At 46.2% G+C, this 26,760-nt stretch carries 24 protein-coding genes and 1 pseudogene; 17 read left to right on the top strand and 8 right to left on the bottom strand.

Features of this window, described 5'->3' with window-relative positions; translation table 11 throughout:
- Positions 1 to 69: 69 nt before the first annotated feature.
- Positions 70 to 720, bottom strand: a complete 651-nt coding sequence (locus tag EXN75_RS14230; protein WP_246031419.1) for a DUF4738 domain-containing protein — start codon at positions 718 to 720, stop codon at positions 70 to 72.
- Between the two features lie 141 nt (positions 721 to 861).
- On the opposite strand from EXN75_RS14230, the gene EXN75_RS14225 reads away from it, so the two are divergent.
- The 11 genes from EXN75_RS14225 (at position 862) to EXN75_RS14175 (ending at position 11,576) form a co-directional block, all read left to right on the top strand.
- Positions 862 to 1,989 (top strand): HU domain-containing protein, encoded by a 1,128-nt coding sequence (locus EXN75_RS14225; protein WP_167639535.1) that lies wholly within the window; start codon positions 862 to 864, stop codon positions 1,987 to 1,989.
- Positions 1,990 to 2,037: 48 nt separating this feature from the next.
- Positions 2,038 to 2,571 carry an FHA domain-containing protein gene (locus tag EXN75_RS14220; protein ID WP_118116964.1) on the top strand — a complete coding sequence of 178 codons (534 nt, stop codon included), beginning with the start codon at positions 2,038 to 2,040 and terminating at the stop codon, positions 2,569 to 2,571.
- A 332-nt stretch (positions 2,572 to 2,903) separates the two neighbouring features.
- Positions 2,904 to 3,512, top strand: a complete 609-nt coding sequence (gene hisH / locus EXN75_RS14215; RefSeq protein WP_118116963.1) for an imidazole glycerol phosphate synthase subunit HisH — start codon at positions 2,904 to 2,906, stop codon at positions 3,510 to 3,512.
- A gap of 7 nt (positions 3,513 to 3,519) precedes the next feature.
- A complete protein-coding gene (gene hisA / locus EXN75_RS14210) occupies positions 3,520 to 4,233 on the top strand; it encodes a 1-(5-phosphoribosyl)-5-[(5-phosphoribosylamino)methylideneamino]imidazole-4-carboxamide isomerase (protein ID WP_118116962.1) in 714 nt (237 codons plus the stop codon).
- Between the two features lie 31 nt (positions 4,234 to 4,264).
- Positions 4,265 to 5,044, top strand: coding sequence for an imidazole glycerol phosphate synthase subunit HisF (gene hisF / locus EXN75_RS14205; protein WP_167639534.1), 780 nt, complete (start codon positions 4,265 to 4,267; stop codon positions 5,042 to 5,044).
- A 159-nt stretch (positions 5,045 to 5,203) separates the two neighbouring features.
- Complete coding sequence (hisIE, locus tag EXN75_RS14200) at positions 5,204 to 5,851, top strand: bifunctional phosphoribosyl-AMP cyclohydrolase/phosphoribosyl-ATP diphosphatase HisIE (RefSeq protein ID WP_118116961.1); 648 nt, start codon at positions 5,204 to 5,206, stop codon at positions 5,849 to 5,851.
- A 51-nt stretch (positions 5,852 to 5,902) separates the two neighbouring features.
- Entirely contained in the window at positions 5,903 to 6,619 is a 717-nt protein-coding gene (locus tag EXN75_RS14195; RefSeq protein ID WP_118116960.1) for a cell division ATP-binding protein FtsE, read from the top strand.
- Positions 6,620 to 6,713: 94 nt separating this feature from the next.
- On the top strand, positions 6,714 to 8,033 hold the full coding sequence (locus EXN75_RS14190) for an aspartate kinase (RefSeq protein WP_134844302.1): 1,320 nt from the start codon (positions 6,714 to 6,716) through the stop codon (positions 8,031 to 8,033).
- A 139-nt stretch (positions 8,034 to 8,172) separates the two neighbouring features.
- The gene (lysA, locus tag EXN75_RS14185) at positions 8,173 to 9,330 is read left to right on the top strand and encodes a diaminopimelate decarboxylase (RefSeq protein WP_134844301.1); all 1,158 of its coding nucleotides are present in this window, start codon (positions 8,173 to 8,175) and stop codon (positions 9,328 to 9,330) included.
- A gap of 38 nt (positions 9,331 to 9,368) precedes the next feature.
- Positions 9,369 to 10,577: a glycosyltransferase family protein gene (locus tag EXN75_RS14180; protein ID WP_134844300.1), complete on the top strand. Its 1,209-nt coding sequence runs from the start codon at positions 9,369 to 9,371 to the stop codon at positions 10,575 to 10,577.
- Positions 10,578 to 10,802: 225 nt separating this feature from the next.
- Positions 10,803 to 11,576, top strand: coding sequence for a glycosyltransferase family protein (locus tag EXN75_RS14175; protein ID WP_134844299.1), 774 nt, complete (start codon positions 10,803 to 10,805; stop codon positions 11,574 to 11,576).
- Positions 11,577 to 11,798: 222 nt separating this feature from the next.
- Here EXN75_RS14175 and EXN75_RS14170 read toward each other — a convergent pair whose 3' ends face one another.
- Genes EXN75_RS14170 through EXN75_RS14160 form a run of 3 tightly spaced genes read right to left on the bottom strand, consistent with a single transcriptional unit; the run spans position 11,799 to position 17,209 of the window.
- Positions 11,799 to 13,193 carry a right-handed parallel beta-helix repeat-containing protein gene (locus EXN75_RS14170; protein WP_134844298.1) on the bottom strand — a complete coding sequence of 465 codons (1,395 nt, stop codon included), beginning with the start codon at positions 13,191 to 13,193 and terminating at the stop codon, positions 11,799 to 11,801.
- Between the two features lie 52 nt (positions 13,194 to 13,245).
- The gene (locus EXN75_RS14165) at positions 13,246 to 16,077 is read right to left on the bottom strand and encodes a TonB-dependent receptor (RefSeq protein WP_134844297.1); all 2,832 of its coding nucleotides are present in this window, start codon (positions 16,075 to 16,077) and stop codon (positions 13,246 to 13,248) included.
- Between the two features lie 58 nt (positions 16,078 to 16,135).
- Entirely contained in the window at positions 16,136 to 17,209 is a 1,074-nt protein-coding gene (locus EXN75_RS14160) for a metallophosphoesterase (protein WP_134844296.1), read from the bottom strand.
- Positions 17,210 to 17,637: 428 nt separating this feature from the next.
- On the opposite strand from EXN75_RS14160, the gene EXN75_RS14155 reads away from it, so the two are divergent.
- On the top strand, positions 17,638 to 18,222 hold the full coding sequence (locus tag EXN75_RS14155; RefSeq protein ID WP_134844295.1) for a hypothetical protein: 585 nt from the start codon (positions 17,638 to 17,640) through the stop codon (positions 18,220 to 18,222).
- Between the two features lie 170 nt (positions 18,223 to 18,392).
- Here the strand turns inward: EXN75_RS14155 and EXN75_RS14150 are convergent, their stop codons facing one another.
- Entirely contained in the window at positions 18,393 to 20,183 is a 1,791-nt protein-coding gene (locus tag EXN75_RS14150; RefSeq protein ID WP_134844294.1) for a 1-deoxy-D-xylulose-5-phosphate synthase, read from the bottom strand.
- A gap of 160 nt (positions 20,184 to 20,343) precedes the next feature.
- A complete protein-coding gene (locus EXN75_RS14145) occupies positions 20,344 to 20,712 on the bottom strand; it encodes a winged helix-turn-helix transcriptional regulator (protein WP_134844293.1) in 369 nt (122 codons plus the stop codon).
- A gap of 435 nt (positions 20,713 to 21,147) precedes the next feature.
- Between EXN75_RS14145 and EXN75_RS14140 the strand changes: the two genes are divergently transcribed.
- A complete protein-coding gene (locus EXN75_RS14140) occupies positions 21,148 to 21,597 on the top strand; it encodes a cupin domain-containing protein (RefSeq protein ID WP_134844292.1) in 450 nt (149 codons plus the stop codon).
- 3 nt (positions 21,598 to 21,600) lie between these two features.
- On the opposite strand, the gene EXN75_RS14135 is transcribed toward EXN75_RS14140, so the two are convergent.
- Positions 21,601 to 21,969, bottom strand: a complete 369-nt coding sequence (locus EXN75_RS14135) for an MmcQ/YjbR family DNA-binding protein (RefSeq protein WP_134844291.1) — start codon at positions 21,967 to 21,969, stop codon at positions 21,601 to 21,603.
- A 368-nt stretch (positions 21,970 to 22,337) separates the two neighbouring features.
- Here EXN75_RS14135 and EXN75_RS14130 point away from each other — a divergent pair, with 368 nt between their 5' ends.
- The 3 genes from EXN75_RS14130 (at position 22,338) to cydB (ending at position 25,386) form a co-directional block, all read left to right on the top strand.
- The gene (locus EXN75_RS14130) at positions 22,338 to 22,550 is read left to right on the top strand and encodes a DUF4492 domain-containing protein (RefSeq protein ID WP_134844304.1); all 213 of its coding nucleotides are present in this window, start codon (positions 22,338 to 22,340) and stop codon (positions 22,548 to 22,550) included.
- 80 nt (positions 22,551 to 22,630) lie between these two features.
- Positions 22,631 to 24,166, top strand: a complete 1,536-nt coding sequence (locus tag EXN75_RS14125; protein ID WP_134844303.1) for a cytochrome ubiquinol oxidase subunit I — start codon at positions 22,631 to 22,633, stop codon at positions 24,164 to 24,166.
- An 86-nt stretch (positions 24,167 to 24,252) separates the two neighbouring features.
- Positions 24,253 to 25,386 (top strand): cytochrome d ubiquinol oxidase subunit II, encoded by a 1,134-nt coding sequence (gene cydB, locus EXN75_RS14120; protein ID WP_134844290.1) that lies wholly within the window; start codon positions 24,253 to 24,255, stop codon positions 25,384 to 25,386.
- 295 nt (positions 25,387 to 25,681) lie between these two features.
- On the opposite strand, the gene EXN75_RS14110 is transcribed toward cydB, so the two are convergent.
- Complete coding sequence (locus tag EXN75_RS14110; protein ID WP_134844289.1) at positions 25,682 to 26,518, bottom strand: MBL fold metallo-hydrolase; 837 nt, start codon at positions 26,516 to 26,518, stop codon at positions 25,682 to 25,684.
- Positions 26,519 to 26,582: 64 nt separating this feature from the next.
- On the opposite strand from EXN75_RS14110, the pseudogene EXN75_RS18340 reads away from it, so the two are divergent.
- Positions 26,583 to 26,760, top strand: a pseudogene (locus EXN75_RS18340) (IS982 family transposase); the annotation flags it as partial.

The raw sequence follows: 26,760 nt of genomic DNA, 5'->3' as shown, positions 1-26,760 counted from the left end.
GCATCGTGGGGTAAGGGGATGGTGGCTACATATTGATGTTGTGCTGTTGCTTTTTACTGAAAGCTGCTACTAACGACTCATAAATCTACCCTTAATCGTGTATTGGATGATAGTTGCGGATTTTAGGATATTGTCGAAATAGACATTATCCACCTGCACTCCATCATCGTTCATCGAACTCTTAAACACCTTGTAAGTAGTAGGATTCACCTGAACATACAGATGGTATCTGTTATCCCCATGCGAAACAATCGTATCACGCTTGATAAGCTGATTCTGATTGAGCGCTATTGGTTTCTCCTGCTGGAAAGACTTCAGGTAAGTTTTATCAGAAGTCTTGGTCAACTTGATCACATCACCACTTGGACTCTTGAACTCAAATAAGTGAGCCGCCTGTTTCAGGATAGGATATTTCACATCTCGGGCACCTTTCATGATCAAAGTATCGCCATAAATGCAGAAATATACGGGTTGGCTCGTCGAATCAGGATAATAAATCGTATCTCCCTTTACTCTGAAAGCCACGTCTTCATCGTCCTCATTCAACCAGATGCCCTGCAGCAACTTCTTAGCGCGAGTATCTTCTTTGGGTGTAGAATCCGGACTGGCCTTCTTGCCACAACTGGCGACAAAAGAGAGTCCACATAGCAATGCCATCATCAAAGAATGCCTTTTGATCAGATAGAGCACCCCTTGAATATCTGTAATTTTGCAATTCATATCATCACACATTAATTATTTAGGGACAAAGATAATACTTTTCTACGATATGACAAAACATTTTCAACTATTTATATCTTCAAGTATTTTTTTTCCTTAAAATTATTGGTCAGTTTCATTTTTTTCACTAACTTTGCAGTCGTGAATGAACTAGAAAGACATATCGAAATCCTACTTCTGAGCAACGATTGCGTGATTGTCCCTGATTTTGGGGGCTTCATGGCTCACCACGTAGATGCACGTTATGATGGCAGAGACAACATGTTTTTGCCACCATTGAGAACCGTTGGCTTCAATCCACAGTTGAAGATGAACGATTCCCTTTTGGCGCAATCTTACGTAGAAGCATACGACATCAGTTACCCAGAAGCTATCGACCGCCTTGCCAACGAGGTGGCCGAAATCCGTCAGCGCCTGGAAAATGAAGGCAAGTATGAAATCAACAATATCGGTACTATATATCTCAACGAAGACGGCAATTATACTTTTGAGCCTTGCGAGGCTGGCATTCTGACCCCTAACTATTATGGTTTGGGCGGATTCGACATGCTTCCTCTCAGCGCTCAGGAAAATGAGCCTACAGTTACGCTTGAGAAGACTAACAGCACCAATATTGCAGAAAATATAGAGATAAATCAAGAAGAAAAACAGGCTGAACCTGTTGTGGCATTACAGAATGCGACAGCAAATTCTGTATTTGACGTAAATGACGATGACGAAAAGCCATCTGCAGAGTTCATTCTTATCAAGAAGAGTTGGCTCCGCAATCTGGCTGCAGCCTGCATCGCCATCATAGCTTTCTTCGCCATCTCTACTCCATTGAGAACTCCTAATGTGCAGACCAGCAAGATTGATACAGGCATGCTTACCCGTATCATGCCAAAGGAGTTAGTTACACAAAATACCCACCAAACGGAACTTGCTTCCAAGACAGAAAACAGCGAGAAGGTATTGAAAATCAACTCAGAAACGAATAAGGACGCTAACGATGAGGCCAACGAGAAGAAAATCGACCAGGCTGAGCTCAAGAGCGCCAAACCATATTATGGAATCGTTTTGGCAAGCCGCGTAACCAAGCGTAATGCTGCCAACTATGTAGAGACGCTGCAAGCCAAGGGTTTCAAGGCTGCCAAGGTGGTTATTACCGCTACGAATGTGAAGGTAGTTTATGGCTCATACGAGACTGAAGGTCAGGCCTATAAGGCTCTCCATGATCTCCGTAATAATGAAGTTTTTGCGGATGGCTGGATTACCAAAGTTACCGAGTAACAGAGAATGAGCAAAAAACAAAAGTGAGTAAAAACAAAGAAAATATACATGAAAAGAGTTCGCTGTCCTAAGTGTGACAACTACATTACTTTTGATGAGAAGAAATACGAGGCTGGTCAGAGTCTCGTATTTGTGTGTCCTAACTGCAATAAGCAATTTGGCATTCGCATGGGTGTTTCCAAACTTCGCGAGACCCGCAAGGAGGAAGTTCTTGACGAGAATGCCAACGAAAAGGGATTCGGCTCCATCGTTGTCATAGAGAATGTATTTGCCTACAAGCAGGTGATTCCTCTCCAGATGGGCGATAACATCATCGGACGATATATGAAGAACAGCGGAATCAACTGCCCTATCGAGACGGTTGACCCAAGTGTTGACATGAACCATTGTGTCATCAATGTGAGTCGCGACAAGAAGGGACGCCTCAAGTATGTGCTCCGTGACGGTCCGAGCTACACAGGTACCTTTGTAGATAATGAAATCTTGGGAGACAAGGAACGTCGTGTTATCGAAGACGGTACATTATTTACTATTGGTGCAACTTCCATCATTCTTCGTACCGCAGATTCACAAGAAGACTAACTAAAAGAAAAAGGAAATTTGCCTGAAATCAATCCAAGCATGATTATAATTCGTATGAGATTGATTCACATGAAATAAATTCATCAGAAACGAATCCGTCAGAATTATTTCATTTAGAATTCTTTCGTATGAAATTTAAGCGCTTGAAATGAAAAAAGGGCGCTTAAAGATAATAAAGTCGAATAAATATACCTTTTTCGCTTACTATCTGAAAGAAATATAGCATATTTGGCAATCTTTTTGCTAATATTTTCTTTTGATTGAAAGAAAATATGTATCTTTGCATCTGTAAATTACAAAACGTATTAAAATAACATGAATTACGTTAGGTTATGGATGTAGCAATCGTAAAATATAATGCCGGAAATATCTATTCCGTAGTCAACGCCATGAAGCGTTTGGGCATCAATCCTATTCTTACAGATGATGCTGAAATGCTTCAGAAGGCAGACCGTGTTCTTTTCCCTGGACAAGGCCAGGCTAAAGAAGCCATGGAATACCTCAAGGCACACCACCTCGACCAAGTCATCAGAGATTTAAAGCAACCAGTTCTGGGCATTTGCGTAGGACAGCAATTGTTGTGTCGCCATTCTGAAGAGGGCGATGTAGATTGCATCGGCATCTTTGATGTAGATGTTAAAAGATTCCAGCCTCAAAGACATGAAGATAAAGTGCCTGCGATGGGATGGAACGAGATTTACGATCTGAAGACGGATCTTTATAAGGGATTCGGGAAATCATCAGAGGCTTTACTTCATCCCTACTCCTATTTCGTACACAGTTATTATGTTCCGCTCTGCGAGGATACAATTGCTACAGCCGATTATATCCTCCCCTATAGTGCATCCTTACACAAGGACAACTTCTATACTTGCCAGTTCCACCCTGAGAAGAGCGGCAAGGTTGGCGAACAGATTTTGAAGAACTTCTTAGAAATATAAAAGAAATATGATAGAATTAATTCCTGCCATCGACTTGATCAACGGGCAATGCGTACGTCTTACGAAAGGCGATTACGACCAGAAGAAGGTCTATAATGATAATCCTGCTGAAGTAGCCAAACACTTCGAGAGTCTGGGCTTCAATCGACTGCATGTGGTTGACCTTGATGGTGCCAAGTCTAAGCATATCGTTAATGATGCCGTACTCAAGGCTATTACGACGAGTACTTCCCTCGTGGTTGATTTCGGTGGTGGAATCAAGACCGAGGAGGATATTGAGAAGGCATTTGCAGCAGGTGCTTCGATGGTTACCGTGGGCAGCATCGCCGTAACCAATCCGGAGCTTTTCATGCAATGGATGGAGAAATATGGTGCTGAGAAGCTGATTCTGGGGGCAGACGTGAGAAACGGCAAGATTTCTATCAATGGTTGGAAGGAGGATTCCTCAGAAGACCTCCTGCCTTTCCTGAAACAATATATTGATAAGGGTGTAAAGAATGTGCTCTGCACAGAAATCAGTAAGGATGGAACGTTGCAGGGACCTGCCATAGAACTATATAAAGAGGTAATGGCAGCCTACCCTAACCTTCATCTGATTGCTTCGGGCGGCGTAAGTTGCAACGAAGATATCAAGGCTCTGGAAGCCGCAGGAATTCCTGCCGTCGTTTTCGGCAAGGCTTTCTATGAGGGCAAAATCAAAGTTGAAGAATTGGGACTATAGAATCCTGCGGGAAAAAGCTAAAAAGAAGAATATGGTAGAACAAAGAATAAATAAAGGTTTGGCAAAGCGAATCGTCCCTTGCCTCGACGTAAAAAACGGCGAGACCGTAAAGGGTACCAATTTCGTGAACCTCCGCAGCGCTGGCGACCCGGTAGAACTGGGCAAAGCCTATAGTGATGCAGGAGCCGACGAACTGGTATTCCTCGACATAACAGCAAGTTTCGAGGAGCGCAAAACCTTCACAGATATGGTGACTCGCGTAGCTGCCGAAATCAACATTCCATTTACCGTAGGTGGAGGAATCAACGAACTCAAAGACGTGGATCGCCTGCTTAATGCCGGTGCAGACAAGGTCAGCATCAATAGTGCTGCCATCCGCCGTCCGGAGCTCATCAACGAGATTACAAGTCACTATGGCTCACAGGTTTGCGTTTGCGCCATCGACGCCCGTCTCGATGAAGATGGTTGGCATTGCTATGTTAAAGGAGGCAGAGAACGTGTAGAATTGGGCTTGTTTGACTGGGCAAAGGAAGTTGCCGACAGAGGAGCAGGTGAAATTCTGTTTACGAGCATGGATCATGACGGAGTGAAACAGGGATTTGCCAATGAAGCGCTTGCCAGACTGGCTGATGAGGTAAGCATTCCTATCATCGCCTCGGGAGGTGCCGGCAATATGGAGCATTTCCGTGATGCCTTCACTTTGGGAAAAGCTGATGCCGCTCTCGCCGCAAGCGTATTCCACTTTGGCGAGATTGCCATTCCTGATCTCAAGAAATACCTCAGAGAAGAAGGAATTAATGTCAGAATCTAATAAGGAATTGAATCGAGAATATCCCTGAAACGCAAGAAGGACGAATCGAGGAAGTCTCTGAATCTAACTGACGATGCTTTTCCTCTCAAAGAGAATGAAAGCAACAATACAACCATAAAAGATAAAACAACTATAATACGATAAAAATATAAAGATTATATGGAAATAGATTTCGAAAAAATGGACGGACTTGTTCCTGCCATCATTCAAGACGCAATCACCAAGAACGTTTTGATGTTGGGATTCATGAACAAGGAAGCATACGATAAAACAATAGAAACCAAAAAGGTTACTTTCTGGAGCCGTTCACGCAACTGTCTTTGGACAAAGGGTGAAACATCAGGAAACTTCCTCAACCTTGTCAGCATTCAGAACGACTGCGACAACGATACCTTATTAATTAAGGTACACCCAGACGGACCTACCTGTCACAAGGGCACAGATACCTGCTGGGCTGAGGAGAACGAGCTGAACCCTATCCTCTTCCTCTCAGAACTTCAGGACTTCATCAACAAGCGCCACGAAGAAATGCCAGAAGGAAGTTACACGACGAGTCTCTTCAACAAAGGCGTCAATAAAATGGCACAAAAGGTTGGAGAAGAGGCAGTTGAAACCATCATCGAAGCTACAAACGGAAATGATGAGAAACTTGTATATGAATCTTCCGACCTGCTCTACCACCTCATCGTATTGCTCACCAGCAAGGGCTTACGCATAGAGGATGTAGCCAAGGAACTCCAGATGCGCCACGACCCAAACTGGGACAAGAAGCGCCGAGTAGCCAAGAGCAAGGGAGAAATGAAATAATTTCTGCCGGGGAATCATCAAACATTATGTAAATCAGAAATAGAAAAAGAGATGTTGATAGACTATCAGAAAGTGAGCATTTACCAGGCTGATAAGTGCGTGCTCAAGGAAATAAACTTCCATGTGGATGAAGGCGAGTTTACCTACCTCATCGGTAAAGTGGGTTCAGGAAAGAGTTCTCTCCTGAAAACCCTCTACTGCGAACTCGACCTCGTGGAAGGCGAAACAGAAAAGGCTGAGATTTTGGGCAGAGACCTCAAGACCATCAAGCGAAAGGAAATACCAGCCCTGCGCAAGGAACTGGGTATTATCTTCCAGGATTTCCAGTTGCTCCACGACCGTACCGTACGCAAGAACTTCGAGTTTGTACTGAAGGCTACCGGATGGAAAGACAAGAAGGCAAGAAACAAGCGAATCGAAGAAGTGCTCAACGAAGTGGGCATGATCGAGAAGATAGACAAGTTGCCACATGAACTTTCGGGTGGAGAACAGCAGCGTATCGCCATCGCAAGAGCCCTGCTCAACAATCCGAAGATCATCATCGCAGATGAGCCTACGGGTAATCTCGACCCAGAAACAGCCAGCAACATCGTGAGCCTGCTGAAGGAAATCACCCAGCAAGGAACGGCTGTAGTCATGACCACCCACAACATCCCGATGCTCGACAAATTCCCGGGAATCGTTTACCGCTGCAAGGATGGTGAACTGCGCGATGTGACAAAGGAATACAATCGCATCGACCTCACGGAAGACGGAGAGGAAAATTAAGTGAAGAACGAAAAATGAAGAGTGAAGTATTCTACACCCTCATTAAACTTTAAACAATAAAATAAAAATTTAAACATTCAAATAATTTACGACTATGAAGGTAATGAAATTCGGAGGTACTTCCGTAGGCTCACCAGAGCGCATGAAGGGAGTAGCTTCATTGGTTACAGAATCAGGTGAACCAACTTTCATCGTATTGTCTGCGATGAGTGGTACAACAAACTCTCTCGTTGAGATCTCTGACTATCTCTACAAGAAGAACCCAGAGGGCGCCAACGAGGTAATCAACAACTTGGAGAAGAAATACATGCAGCACGTGGAAGATCTCTACTCTACCGAAGAGATGAAGAAAACTACACGCGAATTCCTGCAGGGCGAGTTCAATTATCTCCGCTCTTTCACTAAGGATCTCTTTACTTCTTTCGAGGAGAAAAGCATCGTGGCTCAGGGTGAAATCATGAGCACAAACATGGTTGTAAACTACTTGAAGGAACAGGGCGTAAAGGCAGTATTGCTCAGCGCATTAGACTTTATGCGTACTGATAAGAATGCAGAGCCAGACCCACAGTACATCAAGGAGAAATTGGGTGCCATCATGGAGCAGAACGAGGGTTATCAGATTTACATCACCCAGGGCTTCATCTGCCGCAACGCTTACGGCGAGGTAGATAATCTCCAGCGTGGTGGTAGCGACTACACAGCTTCTCTCATAGGTGCAGCTCTCCCAGCTGACGAGATTCAGATTTGGACCGATATCGATGGTATGCACAACAACGACCCTCGTGTCGTAGAGCACACAGAGGCAGTACGCCAGTTGAACTTCGAGGAGGCAGCAGAGTTGGCTTACTTCGGAGCCAAGATTCTCCACCCTACCTGTGTTCAGCCAGCCAAGTATGCAGGTATTCCAGTTCGCCTGAAGAACACCATGGATCCTAAGGCAGACGGTACCATCATCGACAACGTCATCGTACGTGGCAAGATCAAGGCTGTGGCAGCAAAGGACAATATTACAGCCATCAAAATCAAGAGTAGCCGCATGTTGCTCGCTACAGGTTTCCTCCGCAAGGTATTCGAAATCTTCGAGAGCTACCAGACTCCAATCGACATGATTGCTACCTCAGAGGTAGGTGTGAGCATGAGTATTGACAACGACGCTCACCTCAACGACATCGTCAACGAGTTGAAGAAGTATGGTACTGTAACCGTAGATTCAGACATGTGCATCATCTGCGTGGTAGGCGACCTCGACTGGAGCAACGTAGGCTTCGAGACCCTCGCTACCGATGCGATGAAGAACATCCCTGTACGCATGATTTCTTACGGCGGCAGCAACTACAACATCTCATTCCTCATCAAGGAGAAGGATAAGAAGCAGGCTTTGCAGAACTTGAGTAATGTTCTGTTTGAGAAGTAATAAATGAAGAACGAAGAGTGAAGAGTGAAGAATTCTCATGTAATACTTCCTGTCCACTCTTCGTTGGATATTCTGATTTAACCATCAGTTGGATTTTCTAATTTGACTATAATAAGATATTAATTTAAGACTAAGCGAAATGAAAGGTACATTTCCGATAGATAAGTTTCAGGAGATACAGACTCCGTTCTACTATTACGACACAGACCTGTTGCGCCGTACCCTCAAGACCATCAACGAGGAGGCAGGCAAGCACCCAGGTTTCGAAGTACATTATGCTGTGAAAGCTAATGCCAACCCTAAGGTGCTCAACGTCATCTGCCAGGCTGGATTAGGTGCCGACTGTGTGAGCGGAGGAGAGATTCAGGCAGCCATCAACGCAGGTTTCCCAGCCAACAAGATTGTTTATGCTGGCGTAGGTAAGAGTGATTGGGAAATCAACCTCGGACTGGAGAAAGGAATTTTCTGCTTTAATGTAGAAAGCATTCCGGAACTTGAGGTAATCAACGAACTTGCCGGGAAGCAGAATAAGATTGCACAGGTTTGCTTCCGCATCAATCCTGACGTTGGCGCCCATACACATGCCAACATTACCACGGGCTTGGCTGAAAACAAATTTGGTATTGCCATGCGCGATATGGAAGGAGTCATCGAGGAGGCTTCCAAAATGAAGAACATCAAGTTCTTAGGATTGCATTTCCATATTGGTAGTCAGATACTTGACATGGGTGACTTCGAGGCTCTCTGCAACCGTATCAACGAATTGCAGAACCAGTTGGAAGCTCATCATATTGTAGTAAAGAACATCAATGTGGGTGGTGGTCTTGGTATAGACTACAATCATCCAAACCGCGTGCCAATCCCAGATTTCAAGGATTATTTCGATACTTATGCCAAGAAATTGAAGTTGCGTGATGGTCAGAAGGTTCACTTCGAGTTGGGCCGTGCCGTAGTTGGCCAAATGGGTTCACTCATCACCAAGACCCTCTACATCAAGCAGGGAACCGCCAAGCAGTTTGCCATCGTCGATGCAGGAATGACCGATCTCATCCGCCCTGCCCTCTACCAGGCATTCCACAAGATAGAAAATATCTCAAGCGATGAGTCAGTAGAAACTTACGATGTCGTAGGACCTATCTGCGAATCGAGCGATGTCTTCGCCAAGGCAATCGACCTGAACAAGACCCATCGTGGCGATTTGATAGCCCTTCGTTCCGCAGGAGCCTATGGTGAAATCATGGCAAGTCAGTACAACTGCCGCCAGTTGCCAAAGGGCTACATTACAGAAGATCTTTAAAAATAAAAAGGAATGATTTCCTTATTACGAGAAAAGAAATGATAACAATTAGTATAACTACTATCATAGCAGGCGCAGTAGTGGTTTTATTGGCTATCCTCGGATCGCTGGTAAATCCATTCCTGCGCTCGTTGCGCTTTCCAGAGACGGAAGGAAATGAGACGGAAGGAAATGTGACAGAAGGAAATGAGGAATCAGGAAATAAGGCAGAATTTTCTCAAAAAGAAAATGCTGAACCAGTTACAATTCTCATTACAGCTCATGACAACCTGTCGGAGCTGGAGCGAAATCTGCCGATGTTTCTCAACCAGCAGTATGCAGCCGACTACCAGGTTATCGTAGTAAGCCAAAGTACCGACGTAGATACCATCGACTTCCTGAAGCGTACGGCTGCGCAGAATCCTCACCTCTACTATACGTATATTCCTGAGAGTTCACGCTACATGAGCCGTAAGAAGTTGCAGATTACCTTGGGTGTGAAAGCAGCCAAATACGAGTGGATTATTCTGACAGAACCAACTTGCAGACCGGAAAGCAACCAATGGCTTGCCGCTATGGCCCAGCAATTCAGCACCTCCACCCATCTGGTTTTGGGCTATGTGGCTTTTGATGATGAAACCAAGCGCATCCGCCGTTTCGAGAGCATTCACAGGGCATTCTATCTGCTCCGCCGTGCCCAGCATTCCTATGCCTACCGCACCCACATGCCTAACGTGGCCTTCCGCAAGAGCGATTTTATGGAAGGACAGGGCTATCAGGGCAACCTGGAGTATATCAGGGGCGAATACGACTTCCTGGTCAACAAGTATGCTGAATGTGGCGATACGGCTGTAGAACTGGGCCGCCAAGCCTGGCTCATCCATGATGAACCTTCCAACAAGTCTTGGCACAACATCCACCTCTATCTACAGGCTTCACTCAAGTCGCTCAACAGAGTCAAGTCTATGCGCACCCTCCTCTTCTTCGACCACCTGCTGCCTCATCTGAGTCTTCTCGCATCTATAGCAGCTTTGGCATGGAGCATTTATGCTCAAGACTGGATACTTACAGGTTGCGCTGGATTCTCACTTATCCTCCTCTTCGTCATCCGTATGCTCATCGCCCACAAGGCCATCAAGCATTTTGATGAAGACTTGGCTATGATCAAGTTGCCATTCTACGAATATGGAATCATCTGGAGAAATTTTGCCAACAAAATCAGATACTGGCGAGCTGACAAAAACGATTTCACCAGCCATAAACTGTAAAGGCAGAAGGATTTGAAATTGAAAGGTTGGAAAGATTTGAAATCAGAAAGAATTTGAAATTGAAAAACTGGAAGATTTGGAATTTGGAAGACTGGAAGATTTGGAGCTGGAAGTTTAGAACAGGAAGTAAAAGACGGAAGGCTGGAAGTAGAGACCTGAAGACAAGACGAAATAATCGAAATACTTAAAATACAAATACTTATAGTTATAAAATTAAAGTAAACGATGAAAGTATATTTGTTCATTTCCAAAGAGAAGAAATTGCTGAAGATGTATGAGCCATACACAGAAGCAATGAGCCAGAAGCTCGACATCACAGACAAGTTGACTGATGCCGATGTAGTATTGATTTTAGGAGCATGGACAATGCAGGGTGCCCAACTGGCGAGGAAATCGCGCAAGATGGGCATTCCATACATCGTTTGTCCGCTGGGCGATGTTTCTGAGCGCAACTGCAAAAATCCTTGGTTGAAGCGCAGCCTGCAGACAGCATGCTATCAGAAAAGCATGTACAGCAAGGCCGACCTTCTCATCGCCACTACCCCATTAGAAAAAAACTACCTGGAAAAGTTGGCGTGGAACCAGCACGTTTCCCTCATCCGTTACTTCGGTTACAGTCATCTTACTTCTGTAGCTTCGATGATGGAAGACTGGGGCGAGGCCGACACGCTTACCTTTGACGAGTTTGAGCGCCGCAAGGCAGAGGCTATTGCCCAACTGACCCAGGATGCCATCATCTCGCAAGTGCTGCAGGTCAAGAGCCGAATGCCTCACAAGAACATTCCACAGAAGTATCTGGATGACCTTCACACGCTTTTGTATGCCGACGATTATGATGAGGATGCCATCAAGGAAGAACTGGGTAAGTTGAAACTCTCCAACTATGCCGCATCCGTATTTCAGGCGATGACCGAGAAAACAGGACTCACGGAAGGCTTCATGCCGATTCCTGCCAAGGAGGGAAGAAAGAGCCGGGAGATTCTGAAATATGTAAAGTAAAGGAATACTGAAATATAAAAAGGGAAATCTCGAAAAGAAAGGCTTAGAATTGCTTCGAAAAGAAAGGTTTAAATTAATCGAAAGCAAAGGTTTTAGGAGTCCTAATAAAATAAAAAAGTCCTTTAGCAGCAAGTTCTTACTTGTTTCGCTAAAGGACTTTTTCTATCTGTTCATTTTTCTATTATACAGGACATTCCATCATAATAAATATCATTTCATGTTTTATCTCCACGCTCCGAATCTTGCACGTGGCAAAGGAGCGGAGAAGTAATAGTTCATATCATTCTTGGTATCGAGGAAATTCACTTTCTTCAGACCGAAGAATGGCAAACCGTTAGGGAAAAGAGTAGAAAAGTCTGTTACACCACCTGAGAGTGCAGGACTATTATCCTGATATTCGAAATTCCAAGTCTTATCGAAAGCAAGAGGAGCTCCCTTTTCCTGAAGATCTATTTCACAATTGATGTTCATCTTTTCACTCTGAGTGAAGTTCTTGAAGAGAGGATTGAGCTGACCTGCCACGCTACTCTTGATATCTGTATCATACCAGATACTGAGGCTTGCACCCTTCGCCATCTGCTCTACTCCCTTGTCGGTAGAGGCAAAGTAGTAGTTTGGAGTCAGACGACTATGCTCCATATCTGCCCCATCCTGCTTTGGCTGCTTCAGTCCATAACGGGAATCGTAGATGAGATTGTTCACGAAGATAGGTTTGGCAGCCTTCTCTACCCATACAGAACCACCCTTCTTGTTTTTGGCACGACGCCATCCGCAATCCACTATAGTATTATTGTAAACGGTCATCTCTGTAAGCGGAATGGTCTCACTATTGCCTGCATTAGAGAGTTTGAAGGCGTTGGTGCAGGCGTTGTAGATGATGTTGTTGGCTACATCAAGCTTGCAACCAGCCTTCACGTTGATGGCTTCACCACCATCGGCTGCATTTCCGCTATCGGCAAAGATATTATTGATAATCACACCATTACCGCCAGTAAAGTAAGTCTGGTCGTTATAGTTGTCGTGGAAGAAACAGTTAGCCATCACAAACTTACCATTCACATTACAGAAATGGAAAGCAGGCACACCACCATCGATAGTAGTCTTGAAAAGCTTGTTCTGGAAAGAAGCAGAACTCTCGGTAGGAGTAGCGCCGGCATAGGCCACATCCACGTGGTTGAGTACCACCTCCTCAGAATTGTATCCGCAGATGATGCCACCCCAATCGGCAGGCTTCTTGGTATCAGAAGTAAAGGTGACTGGTTTTTCGGCAGTACCCATGCAATAGAGATTACCCAACACCACGATTTCCACAGGCACCTGAACCTCAGATTTGCAGGTAACGATTACACCCGGCTCGATATAGAGCGAAGTACCCACAGGAATCTCCACGCTCTCGCTGAGGGTAGTATCCTTGCTCCAAACCAGAGAACCTACAGGATATTCAGCCACCTTCGTTGTGACGACATCCTTAGAACCCAGGTTCTCATCGCTTCCACTTCCATTACCACCATTATTAGTATAATCGTATGGATTGATATTATCGTTCTCACAAGAAGTAGAGAACATAGCCGCTGCTGCCATCATCAGCATGCAAGCGAAAGTATTTATCTTTTTCATTTCTTTTTTTTTTACCTTTTTACTTTTTTACCTTTTTACCTTTAAAAGCCTTTTATAACTTGTATCTTACTCCCAGCAGGAAGGTTCTACCGTACTTATAAGTACCCACGATAGTCTTATCGCTCTTCTGCCCCTCATACTCTAAGTTGCTCTTGTTCACGGTCTTCAAGTATCTCTCGCGCTTGGCATCGAGCAAATTGTTAGCCTTTAAGAAGACGGAGAAGCCGTTCTTGAATTGCTTTTCTGCACTCAGGTCGAGACCGAACATCGCCTTATCCCATTGGTCAGCATCCTTGAAAGGAGAAACCAGGGCAAGCTTGGTACCTGTGAAGGAAGAGGCCAACTGCGCATTCCATCCGTGCTCCGTATCCTTATATAATAAGGAGATATTGGCGGTATGAGGAGCCTGATTGACCAGCGGACGGGTCTGGGTTACGCCTGTCTTATACTCGGCACTCCCCTCCTGATACTCACGCTTGGAAGTGGTAATTTCAGAATGGGTGTAGGTATAGTTCGCCTTCACTCCGAAGTGGCGGATGTACTTGATCACGTCAATCTCAAATCCCATATTCTTGGCATTACCAAGGTTATCCGGCGTATAGTAGGCATCGGTTCCGGCACCAATCTTTCCATCCGATGTTACGAACACCTGCTCGATAGGGTCCTTCAGATACTTATAGAACACGCCTGCCAAGATCTGCTCGGTCTTGCTTGGGAACCACTCCCAGCGCAGGTCGATATTGTCGATGCGGGCACGCTTCAGATTTGGATTACCCTTCTCCTGATACTCCTCGCCCATAATCTGATAAGGCACAATCTCGTAGAAGCCAGGGCGGTTGATGGAGCGATAGTAAGAGAGACGCACATTCATCTTCTTGGTAGGTGTCCACTTGATGGATGCAGATGGCAAATAATCCCAGTAACTCTGCTCGCCCGTCTGTCCCATGTTGCGGAAGTGCTGGAGCATGGTATAAATCTGATTGGTATGCTCGGCACGGAAACCGGCATTCAGTTCGCCCAGTTCACTCTTCAGGGTTACCATAGCGTAAGCGCCGCCGATGTGCTCCTTGGAATCATAGTTGAGCTGCGAAGCCTGAGAATAAGGAGTCTTGCAAACCCAATCGATGTTATCAAATTGGTCTAATCCGTTGCCGTCCAAAGTCTGCGAGATGTCGGCTGGATTGAAGATGTAGGAATAATATCTGTTGCTACGCTCTTTTCTGCGATACTGCGCACCCGCCTTCCAGAGCGCCTCCACATCGTTGGCGAAATGCGTATCGTATGAGAGGTTGATGTAACCCGCCCAGTCGGTATCCTTGTTGTGCTGGAATCGGCGCTCGGCACTCTTAGGCAGGGTCTTGGTAATGTTCTTGTTATCGTCCCAGATAGAACCCGCAACAGCATCGCCGCCATTCTCGGCAGTCCTGCTCACGGTATTCGTCAGAGAGACATAGGTCCTGTCCGGATCTTCTTCCTTTGCCTGAGAGAACACGCCCGACCAATCGAGGGTAAAATCCTTGGTAAGATGATGCGTACCCTTCAGGTTGGAGGCGAAAATGCTCTGAGTAGTTGAGAGAGAGCGGACTTCATCATCCTGCGTATAACTGTCGGCTCCGATGTATTCGGTATTGATGCCGCTATTGTATCTGATGCCCTTGGAATTGGTGCGCACATACATATTATACCATTCCAACTTATGTCCAGGCAGAGTCAAGTCGAACTTGGCATGAACACCCGTGGTAAGGTCGTGGATGCTGTAGAAGCGATGATGCAGATTGGAGATATACATCGCCTGCTCACCCGAAGCCATCTTCACGGAATTATAAGTACGCTCGGTACCACGGAAAGTATTCTGAACGCTTCCGGCAAGCATCACACCCAAGCGATCGCCCCAGAATCGGTTGCCGATGCTCAAACCTCCGATGAAGTTGGGAGCAGGAGCGGAATGGCGCTTCAACTGTACAGGACCATTTTTGAAATCGCTCATCTGTGCCTTATAGTCTTTTCCGAAAGCCTCGTAAGGCGCCTTCTTGGTATAGTCGGAACGGTTGCTGGTAAGATAATCTCTACCCTCTTTCCAGAAATAATTACTCGCTCCGATGGCAGCATTTGCCTGAATCTGGAAACGGGAAGGAGCATCCTTCATCACCATGTCCACCACGCCGCCGGCTGCATCGCCTTCCATATCGGCAGTCAGAGACTTGGATACCACGAGGCGGTCCATCAGGTCGCTTGGGAAGATATTTAATGGGATATAACGGTTCTTGTCGTCCGGACTTGGAATCTTCACGCCGTTGACCAGGGTGTAGTTGTATCGCTTATCCATACCACGGAGTATGGCGTAAGAAGCCTCTCCGGAAGCATCACGCTCCATGGTGACACCAGAAACACGCTGGAGCACGCTCGCCACATTGACGTCAGGAGAGAGTTGGATGCTCTGCTGGCTCATCACGTTGAGCACGTTGCCCGCATTTTTCACGGTCTCCACGGCACTACGGTCGCTTCTGTATTCACGATGACCGGTAACCACCACTTCGCCCAACTGCTTCAGGTCTTCATCCATGGCGATGGTCAGGTGTCCATCCTTTCCCTCTTTTCCATCCTTGGAGAAGTCTTTAGCCACATCTACCACCATTTCACGGGTCTTGTAGGCCATGTATGAAACGATGAGGGTCACCTTGCCCTTATCAGGCAGTTCATGCAGGGTGAAAGTACCATCAAGTCCGGTGGTGGTACTCACGTTGGGCAACTCCTTCACTCGGATTACGGTTCCGATGAGGGGTTCGCCCGTCTTGTTATCCTTGACAATACCATCCAGCGTATGTGCTTGAATGGCGGAAGTCGCAGCGGCAAGAAGCGCCGCACTCATTAAAAATCTTTTCATCTATATCGCTATTGATTCTTCATTCGTTTCTTTTCGCAAAAAAGTTCTTTTTACCTTTTTACTTTTTTACCTTTAAAACCGTGTGTATGATTTTTCCATCCTTGTCAATCATCGCCATTCTCAGCTGCTTCTTATCTGCTGTAAATACAGAGAAACCATCGGCAGGACTGCAGAACACGGTGCCATCGATAGGCTTCACAGGGCGAGCCAGAGAAGAAGAGGAATTGACTACGTAGTCGATATTATCGCCCTTCTTCTGGATGTGCTGGAAATTGTGGATGTGACCGCAGGCATAAATCGCCACATTATTATATTTATGGAGGATAGGAAGGAGGCGCTTCTGCATGTCGAGTCGCTCGCTCTCCTTCTTCGTGGTGTAGGCGTAGATAGGATGATGGCCTACCACGATGACCCAGTCTTCCTTGGCATTCTTCAGGGTTTCGTCGAGCCAGGAGAGCTGAGCCTCAGCATCCTGCTTGCAGGCATCAGGATAGATTTCCGCATTCTTGCGGTAAGAATCGATGAGAGGTGTGGTGTCGAGGAAGATGACGCGCACGGTGGTTCCTTTGTGGTCGAACACCTTGGTATAATATTTGGCTGACATCATCCAGCGTCGGCTCACCTTGCCGTAGTCCATGAAAGCCTGAGTATTACCACGATACTCATGGTTGCCACAAACCGGGAACCAGTTGAGCATCAGGTCGGGATGAGAATAAACCCATTCGTAATTGGTAAGCCACAGAGGGTCCTGGGTAGAAGCCACGCCATTGAAATGGTGGATGTCGCCCACGGCAAGTACGCATTCCGGATCTACCGTGCCCGCCATTTCGCCCATCAGTTCTGCGATAGGCTTCTGGTCATAGTAGCCGTTGCGACCCATATCATTGGTCATGTAGAGGGTGATTTCGCCCTTCAGTTTCTGCCATTCGGCAGCATTCGCCTTCCAGTTAGGATTCTGCGGAATTGCGGTTGCTGCACTCTGAGAACAAGTGGTTAATGCTGCGTTTTGCGCCTGAGCAGTCAAGCCACCGCCCAACAATAAAGCCGAAGCCAAAACTACAGTAGCCATTCTACCTTTCATCATAGCAAAGCCTTTGCTATTGCCATGCTTACCCGAAACTTTCTTTTCCATTTTTTCTTTATCTGACTATAATTATTAATATTCTAATAAACTTGAATATTCTAATCCGTATTTCCCCATATAGAGACAATACCATTCAGAATTCGGGTGCAAAGGTAGGGGTATTATGTGTCAAAAGGGTTACAAGGATTTTAATTAGCAGATAAAAGATACTACAATCTTATTACAGGGAATCTCCCCGATGCTTTTAGGGAAAATCATACATCAGATTATGGTTTTCCCTTTGTTGTTTTCAGCTATTCTCTCTATCTTTGCACCACATAAAAGAAAGGTTGCATCAGACATCTTGAAAACAAGCCTCATGATGAACGCTTGCACTTTCTTTGCACCATCAAAAAGTTGATAGCGGCACCAAGTAGCCTCTTCAATCAAGAGAACAAAAAGAAATGCAGTAATAACCCTTTAAAGAGAAGATCGTTATGAAAAGAATGATTATGACATTGGTTGCAGCATGGATGATGATTGCATCTATGAATGCTCAGAGACTGACAAATATTCAGGCTGAAGCCCGTTTTATCACAGATAAGATGGTGGTGGAACTGGGATTGAGCAACGCCCAGCGCAACAATCTCCTGAACATCAATTTCACCTACCTGGACGGCATTCGAAGCTATCGCGACATCGATGCCTACGGCTGGCATTATCGCAACAAGCAGCTCAAGCGCATGATGACCGCCAGACAATGGAAGAGATTCAAGAACTCATACTATTTCTATCGTCCTATCGGCTGGCAGAATCATGTGTATGTTCACCATATTTACACCAAGTATCCTAAGCATAACTGGGGACACGACAAGCGCCGCCCTCGCCCTGAGTGCAACTACGGAAGACCGGGATGGCCAGGCGGAACCCATGAAACTTATGGACCAGGAAAGCCGTGCAAGCATCACAAGCACGACAAGAAGTGGAAGCATGACAAGAAAAAGTGGAAGCACGACAAGAAAAAGTGGAAGCACGATAGAGATTGGGATGATGATGATGATGACGATGATGATGATGATTGAGATAATGACTGGGATGATGACAAACGTTCGATGATAAAAACAGAAGAAATCCAAGCTGGAGATGATTCTCTGGCTTGGATTTCTCGTTAAATAAAAACTAACTATGCCGACTAACTAATAACTAATCATTAATAACTAATCATTAATAACTAATCATTAATAATTAATTACTAATCATTAATTACTGACAAAACGTCTTCCACAATCTGCTCATCGAGCAGGCGATTATCCGAAAGCAACTTCTTCACATCGTATCTGTCATAGAGTCCCTTCCTGATGCCGCCCACCATCACCTTCATTTCTGAAGTGCCATAGTAAGAGGCGATGCGCTCGCCGAAGCCGCCATCCTTCGATCCATCCTCTAAGGTTACCACCAACTGATGGTTTGCCTTCAGGCTATCCAGCGTCTCGGCATCCACCTCATTCAGATAACGGGGATTGATGAGCGTAGCATCGATACCCTTATCAGCCAACAGGCGGACTACATTCTCGCCCTTCTGATAGAACGAACCGGCGGCGATGACTGCCACCTTCTCGCCCTGGTGCATCACCTTGTACTTTGCCTCATAACCATACTCAGCATCAACGGTTTCAGAAGTATGAACCACACCATTGCTTGGCACGCGGATGGCAATAGGTTTCTTATCCTGCAGAATGCTCCAGCGGAGCATGGCGAAATACTCCTCGCAGGTGGTTGGAGCCAGATAGATGAGCCCCGGAATGCTGCTGAGCATCGGAATATCGAAAAGGCAGATGTGGGTGATGTCGTTCATCGAGTTCACTCCGCCTCCTACCACGTTGATTACGGCTGGGTTGGAATTGATGCAGAGGTCTTGCGCTATCTGGTCGTAGGTACGCTGGATAAAGGTGCTGTAAACGGTCCATACCGGATGCAGTCCACCCTTCGCCATTCCCGAAATCATGGCTACTGCCTGCTCTTCGGCGATTCCCATATCGATGTGCTGCTTGCCAGCCAGTTGGCGCTTATCGGCAGTAAAGCCGCCTGCGGTAGGAGTACCGGCGGTTACGGCGATGAGGGTCTTATCCTGCTTCATCTCGCTGAGCATCCAGTCAGAGAATAATGTACCGTAATCCTCTGTTGGAGCAACCTCCGGAAGGGTTCCATCGGCATTCCTTCTTGGTCGCGAACCGTCTTCCAGGTTGAAAGGCAATCCCCAATGCCAAGCCTCCTTATTGGCTACGGCTGGCGCAAATCCATGACCTTTCTCTGTATGAATGTGAACCACGGTAGGCTTATCCGTATCCTTCACGCTCTCGAAAACCTGGATGAGTTTTTCGATGTCGTTACCCTCTTCCAGGTACTTGTATTCAAAGCCCCATGCCTTGAACCAGTTGTGCTCGCAGGTGCCGTTGCTCTGGCGCAGGGCACGCAGGTTCTTATAGATTCCGCCATGATTTTCGGCGATAGACATTTCGTTGTCGTTCACCACGATGATGATGCCCGTGCCGAGTTCCGAAGCCTCGTCCAGTCCCTCGAAAGCCTCGCCGCCCGAAAGGGATCCGTCGCCGATAATGGCGATGATGTTCTCATCGGTACCCTTGATGTCGCGCGCCTTCTGCAAACCGGTGGCAAGACTCACGGAAGTAGAAGTATGCCCCACCTCAAAGTTATCATACTCCGGACATTCGGCAGGAGAAGAATAACCCGAAATGGCATTCATGTCATCCACATCGCCAAGGAATCCCGCAGCTCGTCCGGTGAGCACCTTATGCGGATAACATTGGTGGCTTACGTCAAACACGAGCTTATCCTTTGGCGCATTAAAAATGTAGTGAAGCGCCACGGTAGCCTCCACGAATCCCAGGTTCGGCCCCACATGACCGCCATGCTTGCTCACACGGTTCAGCACAGCCTGTCTGGTTTCATCAGCCACCACCTGCAGCTCCTTCAAATCCAGCTTCTTCAAGTCGGCTGGCGACTTTATTTTCTCTATATACATATTTTTTATACTTATAGTTATGATTATATGACGATCATCATTTCCGAGTGCAAAGATACGAAGATTCCCGAAAACACGCATTACCAAAACTACAGAAAAAATGAATGATTTTCCGGAAAACTCATCTTGGAATATTCTTCAGGAAAACTCATCTTGGAAATCAGCCTACTGCCTTATCCCTATCCTTCAGAATCACAGCCATGTTATCCAGCGCCCATTCTATCAGATGATCCATAATAGGAATAAGGGTTTCAGCACGGGGTGTGAGAGAATACTCCACTCTTGGCGGAACTTCGGCATAAGCCTTGCGGGTAACGTAGCCATCAGCCTCCAACGATTTTAACGTGCTGGTAAGCATTTTCTGCGAAATATCCGGAATCAGCTTACGCAGGGCATTAAACCGGAGGGGACCATCCTGATGATTTTTCAGGGTGTAGATTACCAGTAGCGACCACTTGTCGCAAACGCGCGCCAGAACGTTACGGATGGGACAGTCCTGCACTACCATTTCTTTTATCATTCTTGCCATAATCAATTTTCTTATATTCTACTATAATATTCTGCAATAATCTATAATAATCTGCAATAGGCTACAAAAGTAACTAATATCCGGAAAGACACCAAACATACCAAGTTAATCTAAGTTAACGCTTCATTTTTCTTTCTCCCATTCCCACGTAATAGTTACCTCCCGGTAACCATCTTACCCCCAAGTGCCCTCTTGCAGGAACCAGTTTTTCGCAGTATCTTTGCAGCGCAATTCAGAAATGAAAGCTGAAAGCTGAAGTATTCACAAAAAGAAATAACTGAACTTTTGCATGTGGTTCAAGTACGGGCTTCTGCCCTTTTCGGGCGTGTGGGGCGAAACTTGCGAAAGTTCAGGAAATAACATAAAGTGAAAGAAAAAAGAGAAATAAAGAAAGAAAGAAAAAGAGAAATATAAACATTAAAAATAACAGACAAGATGAAAGAAACAAAGACTATTGCAAAGGCTGCTAACTTTACAGCCACAGATTTTGGTAAGATGAGTGAAATCAAGGACTACACTTTAGAGCTGGGTCCTGAGATTAAGATTCCCGGAAAGGTATTTGGAGGTCAGAGCGTGAACGCTACTGGTGGCGAGTTTTCATTCCAGAGCTTTGCTCCTGGCACAGAGACAGGCTTCCTCCATACTCACAAGAACCACGAGGAATTGTATTTCTTCCTCAGCGGCAAGGGCGAGTTCCAGGTGGATGGCAAGGTATTCCCTGTTCAGGAGGGAAGCGTGGTAAGAGTAGCACCAGCCGGCAAGCGCTCTGTTCGCAACAATGGTACAGAACCACTCGTGATGCTCTGCGTGCAGTATAAGGGCGCAACCTTTACTGCCGAAGATGCAACCGACGGCGTGATTCTGAATGATAAGGTGGAGTGGTAGAAACTACTCTACCACTTCCATGATTTCAGGATGCTCAAGCTTTTCCTGTTTCTTGAGCTTCTTCACCACTTCGGAATAGCTATGACGAATCAGGGACAGGATGAAATCATCTTCCAGCGTGCCATAAAGGTTTACCTGATTCCAGTATTTCTTATTCCAATGCCATGCGCCTTCTATTTCGGGATGCTCTTCCCGGAGTTCGAGGGCGTAATCGGCATTACATTTCATCGTAACCCATTCCGGGCGCTCCAGGTCAACACAGGCAAAGATCTTGCCCAAGATGCGAAACACCAAGGTCCGCTCATCAAAGGGGAAAGCCTCGGTTGCAAGAGGGAGTGAGAGGCAATACTCTCTAATTGATTCTATGTTCATAATATCTTCTGATTCATTCAGATTAAGATGATTCTATTTTTCAGATGCATTTTCTAAAGCATCATTTTCTGCAATTTCTTATGCTTAGATCATGCTTTTTCTTATGCTTAGATAATGCAAAGATAATAAATTCTGATGCAAAGATACAGTTTTCTCTTTAAAACACCCCTTTATGAGACACCAAAAAATAACCTTTTTGTAACTTTTTCAAGAAAATATTTGGTAGTTACATAATTTTATTGTAGATTTACTGCAGATTTTTAAAAGAAGGAGTAAGTATGAAGAAGGAAAAGAATGAAAATCTGATGAAAATGGATGGGAAGCCGATGGCAACAGATGAAAATCTGATGAAAACAGATGTAAAGCCGATGAAGCAAGGACTTCTATCCCAAATATTCCATCTCTATTATGATGGCTTCAGGACGATGACCCTGGGCAAGACGCTCTGGACCATCATCCTCATCAAGCTTGCCATCATCTTCCTGGTGCTCAAGCTCTTCTTCTTTCCGAATTATATTAACAGTAATGCAAAAAACGGAGACAAGGCTGGCTTCGTATCCAAGGAAATCCTGAACAGATAAGACTCTGAATTTCAATCCTATATTATCAGAAGAAATACAAAAACATGATATAATAACAATTTTAAAACCGTTCAACTATGATGACAAATCTATTATTAGACATTACATCAGCCACCATCGACTGGTCGAGGGCGCAATTCGCACTCACGGCCATCTACCATTGGCTGTTCGTGCCGCTCACCCTGGGACTGGCAGTAATCATGGGCATCGCCGAAACATGTTACTACCGCACCAACAAGCCGTTCTGGAAGCACGTAACCCGTTTCTGGCAAAAACTCTTTGGCGTGAACTTCGCCATGGGTGTTGCCACAGGCATCATCCTGGAATTTGAATTCGGCACCAACTGGAGCAACTACTCCTGGTTCGTGGGCGACGTGTTCGGCGCTCCCCTTGCCATCGAAGGCATCCTGGCATTCTTCATGGAGAGCACCTTCGTAGCCGTGATGTTCTTTGGCTGGGATAAGGTGAGCCGGGGCTTCCACCTTGCCTCCACCTGGCTCACGGGACTTGGAGCCACCATTTCTGCCTGGTGGATTCTCGTAGCCAACGCCTGGATGCAATATCCGGTGGGACAGGAATTCAATCCCGACACCATGCGCTTCGAGATGACCTCGTTCCTGGATGTGGCACTCTCGCCATTCGCCATCAACAAGTTCACCCATACCGTCACCTCATCCTGGATCATCGGAGCCACCTTCGTGGTAGCCGTAAGCTGCTGGTATCTCCTGAAAAAGAGAGAAACCCAACTTGCCAAGGCGAGCATCAAGATGGGTGCCGGAGTAGGACTCATCGCCACCCTGCTGGCTGCGATGACCGGCGATAATTCCGCCTATCGGGTGGCACAGGTGCAGCCGATGAAACTGGCTGCGATGGAAGCATTATATAATGGTGGAAAGGGTGAGAGCCTTACGGCGATAGCAGCCGTTCATCCCTTCCGGCAGCCCGATTACGAAAACGAGCAGGAGCCAGCCATGCGCATCGCCATCCCCAACATGCTCTCGTTCTTAGCCACCCGCACAGCCGACGGCTACGTGCCAGGCGTGAACGATATCCTCAAGGGGTACACCCACGAGGATGGCACCCGGGAACCATCCGTTAAGGAAAAGATAGCCCGGGGCAAGAAGGCGATTGTTGCCCTGAAAACCTATCGCGAAACCAAGGCGCAAGACCAGCTCCCTATCTTAAAGGAAAATATGAAATACTTCGGATATGGTTACATCAAGGACGCCAAGGAACTGGTGCCGAGCATCCCAATCTGCTTCTACGCCTTCCGCCTGATGGTGGGAGTAGGCTGCCTGCTCATCCTCTTCTTCGTCCTCAGCCTATTCTTGGTCTATAAGAAGGAAATCGCCCAATACCGATGGTTCCTCATTTCCGCCATCATCATGATTCCTCTGGCTTACATCGCCTCAGAATCGGGCTGGATAGTAGCAGAAATCGGTCGCCAACCTTGGACCATCCAAGACCTGCTGCCAGTAAGCGCCGCCATCTCCGACATCGAGGCAGGCAGCGTGGCCACCACCTTCTTCATCTTCCTGGCACTCTTCACCACCATGCTCGCCGTAGAAATCAGCATCCTGGTGAAGCAGATCAAGAAAGGACCGGAATATGAATAATCTCTCTGATAATCAATGTTTTACAGAAAGATTTCGAAAAGAATCATAGGATAGTTTTTCAGTAAACAACAAAACCCAAAAGTATTATGACATACGAATTTTTGCAATCATACTGGTGGTTCCTCGTATCATTATTAGGAGCCCTGCTGGTGTTTCTCATGTTTGTACAGGGAGCCAACACCTTGATTTTCTGTTTAGGAAAAACAGAAGAAGAGCGTCGCCTCATCATCAACTCTACGGGGCGAAAGTGGGAGTTCACCTTCACCACGCTCGTCACCTTCGGTGGAGCCTTCTTTGCCTCGTTCCCATTGTTCTACAGCACCAGTTTCGGCGGAGCCTACTGGCTGTGGATGATCATCCTGTTCTCGTTTGTGATTCAAGCCGTGAGCTATGAATTCCAGAACAAGATAGGTAATTTTCTTGGACCGAAAACCTTTCAAATCTGCCTCATCATCAACGGCATCGTAGGTCCTCTGCTTCTTGGCGGAGCCGTAGCCACCTTCTTCAACGGCAGCAATTTCCTGATAGACAAGGGCAATATTACCAACAGTCTGCAACCCGTTATCAGCCGCTGGGCAAACGCCAGTCATGGTCTTGATGCCCTGCTCGACCCATGGAATGTGGTGCTGGGACTTGCCGTACTGATGTTAGCCCGCATTCTTGGCATGCTCTACATCAAGAACAACATCGAGCACCAGCAGATTCAGGAGCGCTGCACCCGCCAGTTGCCATGGAATGCCCTGCTCTTCCTATTGTTCTTCCTGCCATTCCTCATCAGATTGATGATAAAGGATGGATTCAGCACTTCTTCCAGCATTACGATAGAGAGCATGAAGTATCTTCACAATCTCCTGGAGATGCCAATCCTATCAGCCCTATTATTAATAGGAATAGTGCTCGTACTCTTCGGCATTTACAAGTCATCGAGAAGCGTGCAGTATAGAAAGGGAATCTGGTTTACAGGCATCGGAACCGTGCTCACCGTGCTGGTTCTGCTGCTGATAGCCGGCTGGAACCACACCGCCTACTATCCGTCGAACATCGACCTTCAGAGTTCGCTCACCCTCGCCAACAGTTGCAGCAGCGAGTTCACGCTCCGCACCATGGCGATAGTTTCCCTCCTCATCCCGTTCGTGCTCGCCTACATCGTCTTCGCCTGGCGTGCCATCGACCGCAAGCGCATCACGCAGGAAGAAATAGAGCAGGGAGAAGCGTATTAAAAAAGGCAGAAAAAGTGAGTCTCTTCAACGCCATTATAGATTTCGGAGAGCGGGAAGTAACCGAGATTTTCCTACCGGATTCTGTTGAATAACCCCATTAATTCATTAATTCAAAAGTCCCACAGATTCCACAGATTTACACAGATTCATTCTTGCCATAATCGAAAGGAAAATTCCCCAAATATCCAAACAAAAAAACTGCGTCATCTGCGAAATCTGCGTGTTTTTTTCCAAAGACCGAACAAGTCCAGAATCTGTGTAAATCTGTGGGATAAACCCTCCCACAAAGAAAAATCTATAACTCGATTACCTCCAAGTCATCAGGCACCACAATCCTGCCCTTGAAAAACTCAGCAGCCTCCAGGGAATATTTCTCCTTGCGAGAGGCAAGCGTCTTCTCCTCCGTATGATAAAGAATAAGATTCTTCACGCCCAACTCAGCCGCCAACTTGCCCGCATCCAGTGCCGTACTATGACACTTCTCGTAAGGCTTGAACGTATCCCGGTCGGCATACAGACAGAAGGCCTCACACATCATCCAGTCTGCCCCCTCGATATAACTGCGGTTGAGCGGATTGTAAGGCTCATCACCCAGACAAGCCAATACCATAGGTTTGCTTTCCACCTCCCGAGAGCCATCAGAGCCCACACCTTCCACCGGCAATTCCGCCCGGAAACCAAACTGCTTTTCCTTGGTAGAATGAATGTCAAAGCAAGTCAACTTCATATCCCCCACTTCGAACGCATCGCCATCCTCAAGCAGATGAAACACCACACGTTCCTCCACCTTCTGCAACTGCTTCTTAGCCAATATCATGTCGATGATCGTGCGTATCACCCTCATCACCTTGTCATGACCATAGACGTGCAACTGTCCCTCATATCCCTTGCATTGGGCCACCATGCGAATCACCCAGATGACACCTAACACATGGTCGGTATGGGCATGAGTGACGAAGAGATGATGCACCTCGGAAATCGGAAAATCCACCTTCTTCAGTTGCGAGAGAATGCCATTTCCACCACCCGCATCCACCAGCAGACGGGTGGTATCAGTAGCCAGCACAAAACAGGTATTATAAATCTGGGTAACCGTAGCGTTGCCCGTTCCCAACATCGTAATCTTATTCATATTCCAGTTCTATTTTAAACCTGTTGGCGGAATTAAAAAACCGCCTGAAAATTAGTATATTTTTATGGAGAAAAAGTTGTGCATCTCGTTGATTTTTAGTAACTTTGTAGTGTCAAATTATAAAGTTATATATTTCACGCTATGCACAACTTGTATGCAAATTTCGTAAAAATTCTTGAGATATGCAAGGATTTCTCCAAAAATTTAGTTAATGAGCTAGGAAATATTCCTCGCCCAGGAGT

The organism is Segatella hominis, assembly GCF_004535825.1.
Classification (GTDB): domain Bacteria; phylum Bacteroidota; class Bacteroidia; order Bacteroidales; family Bacteroidaceae; genus Prevotella; species Prevotella hominis.
This window is presented reverse-complemented; position numbering and strand designations above follow the sequence as displayed.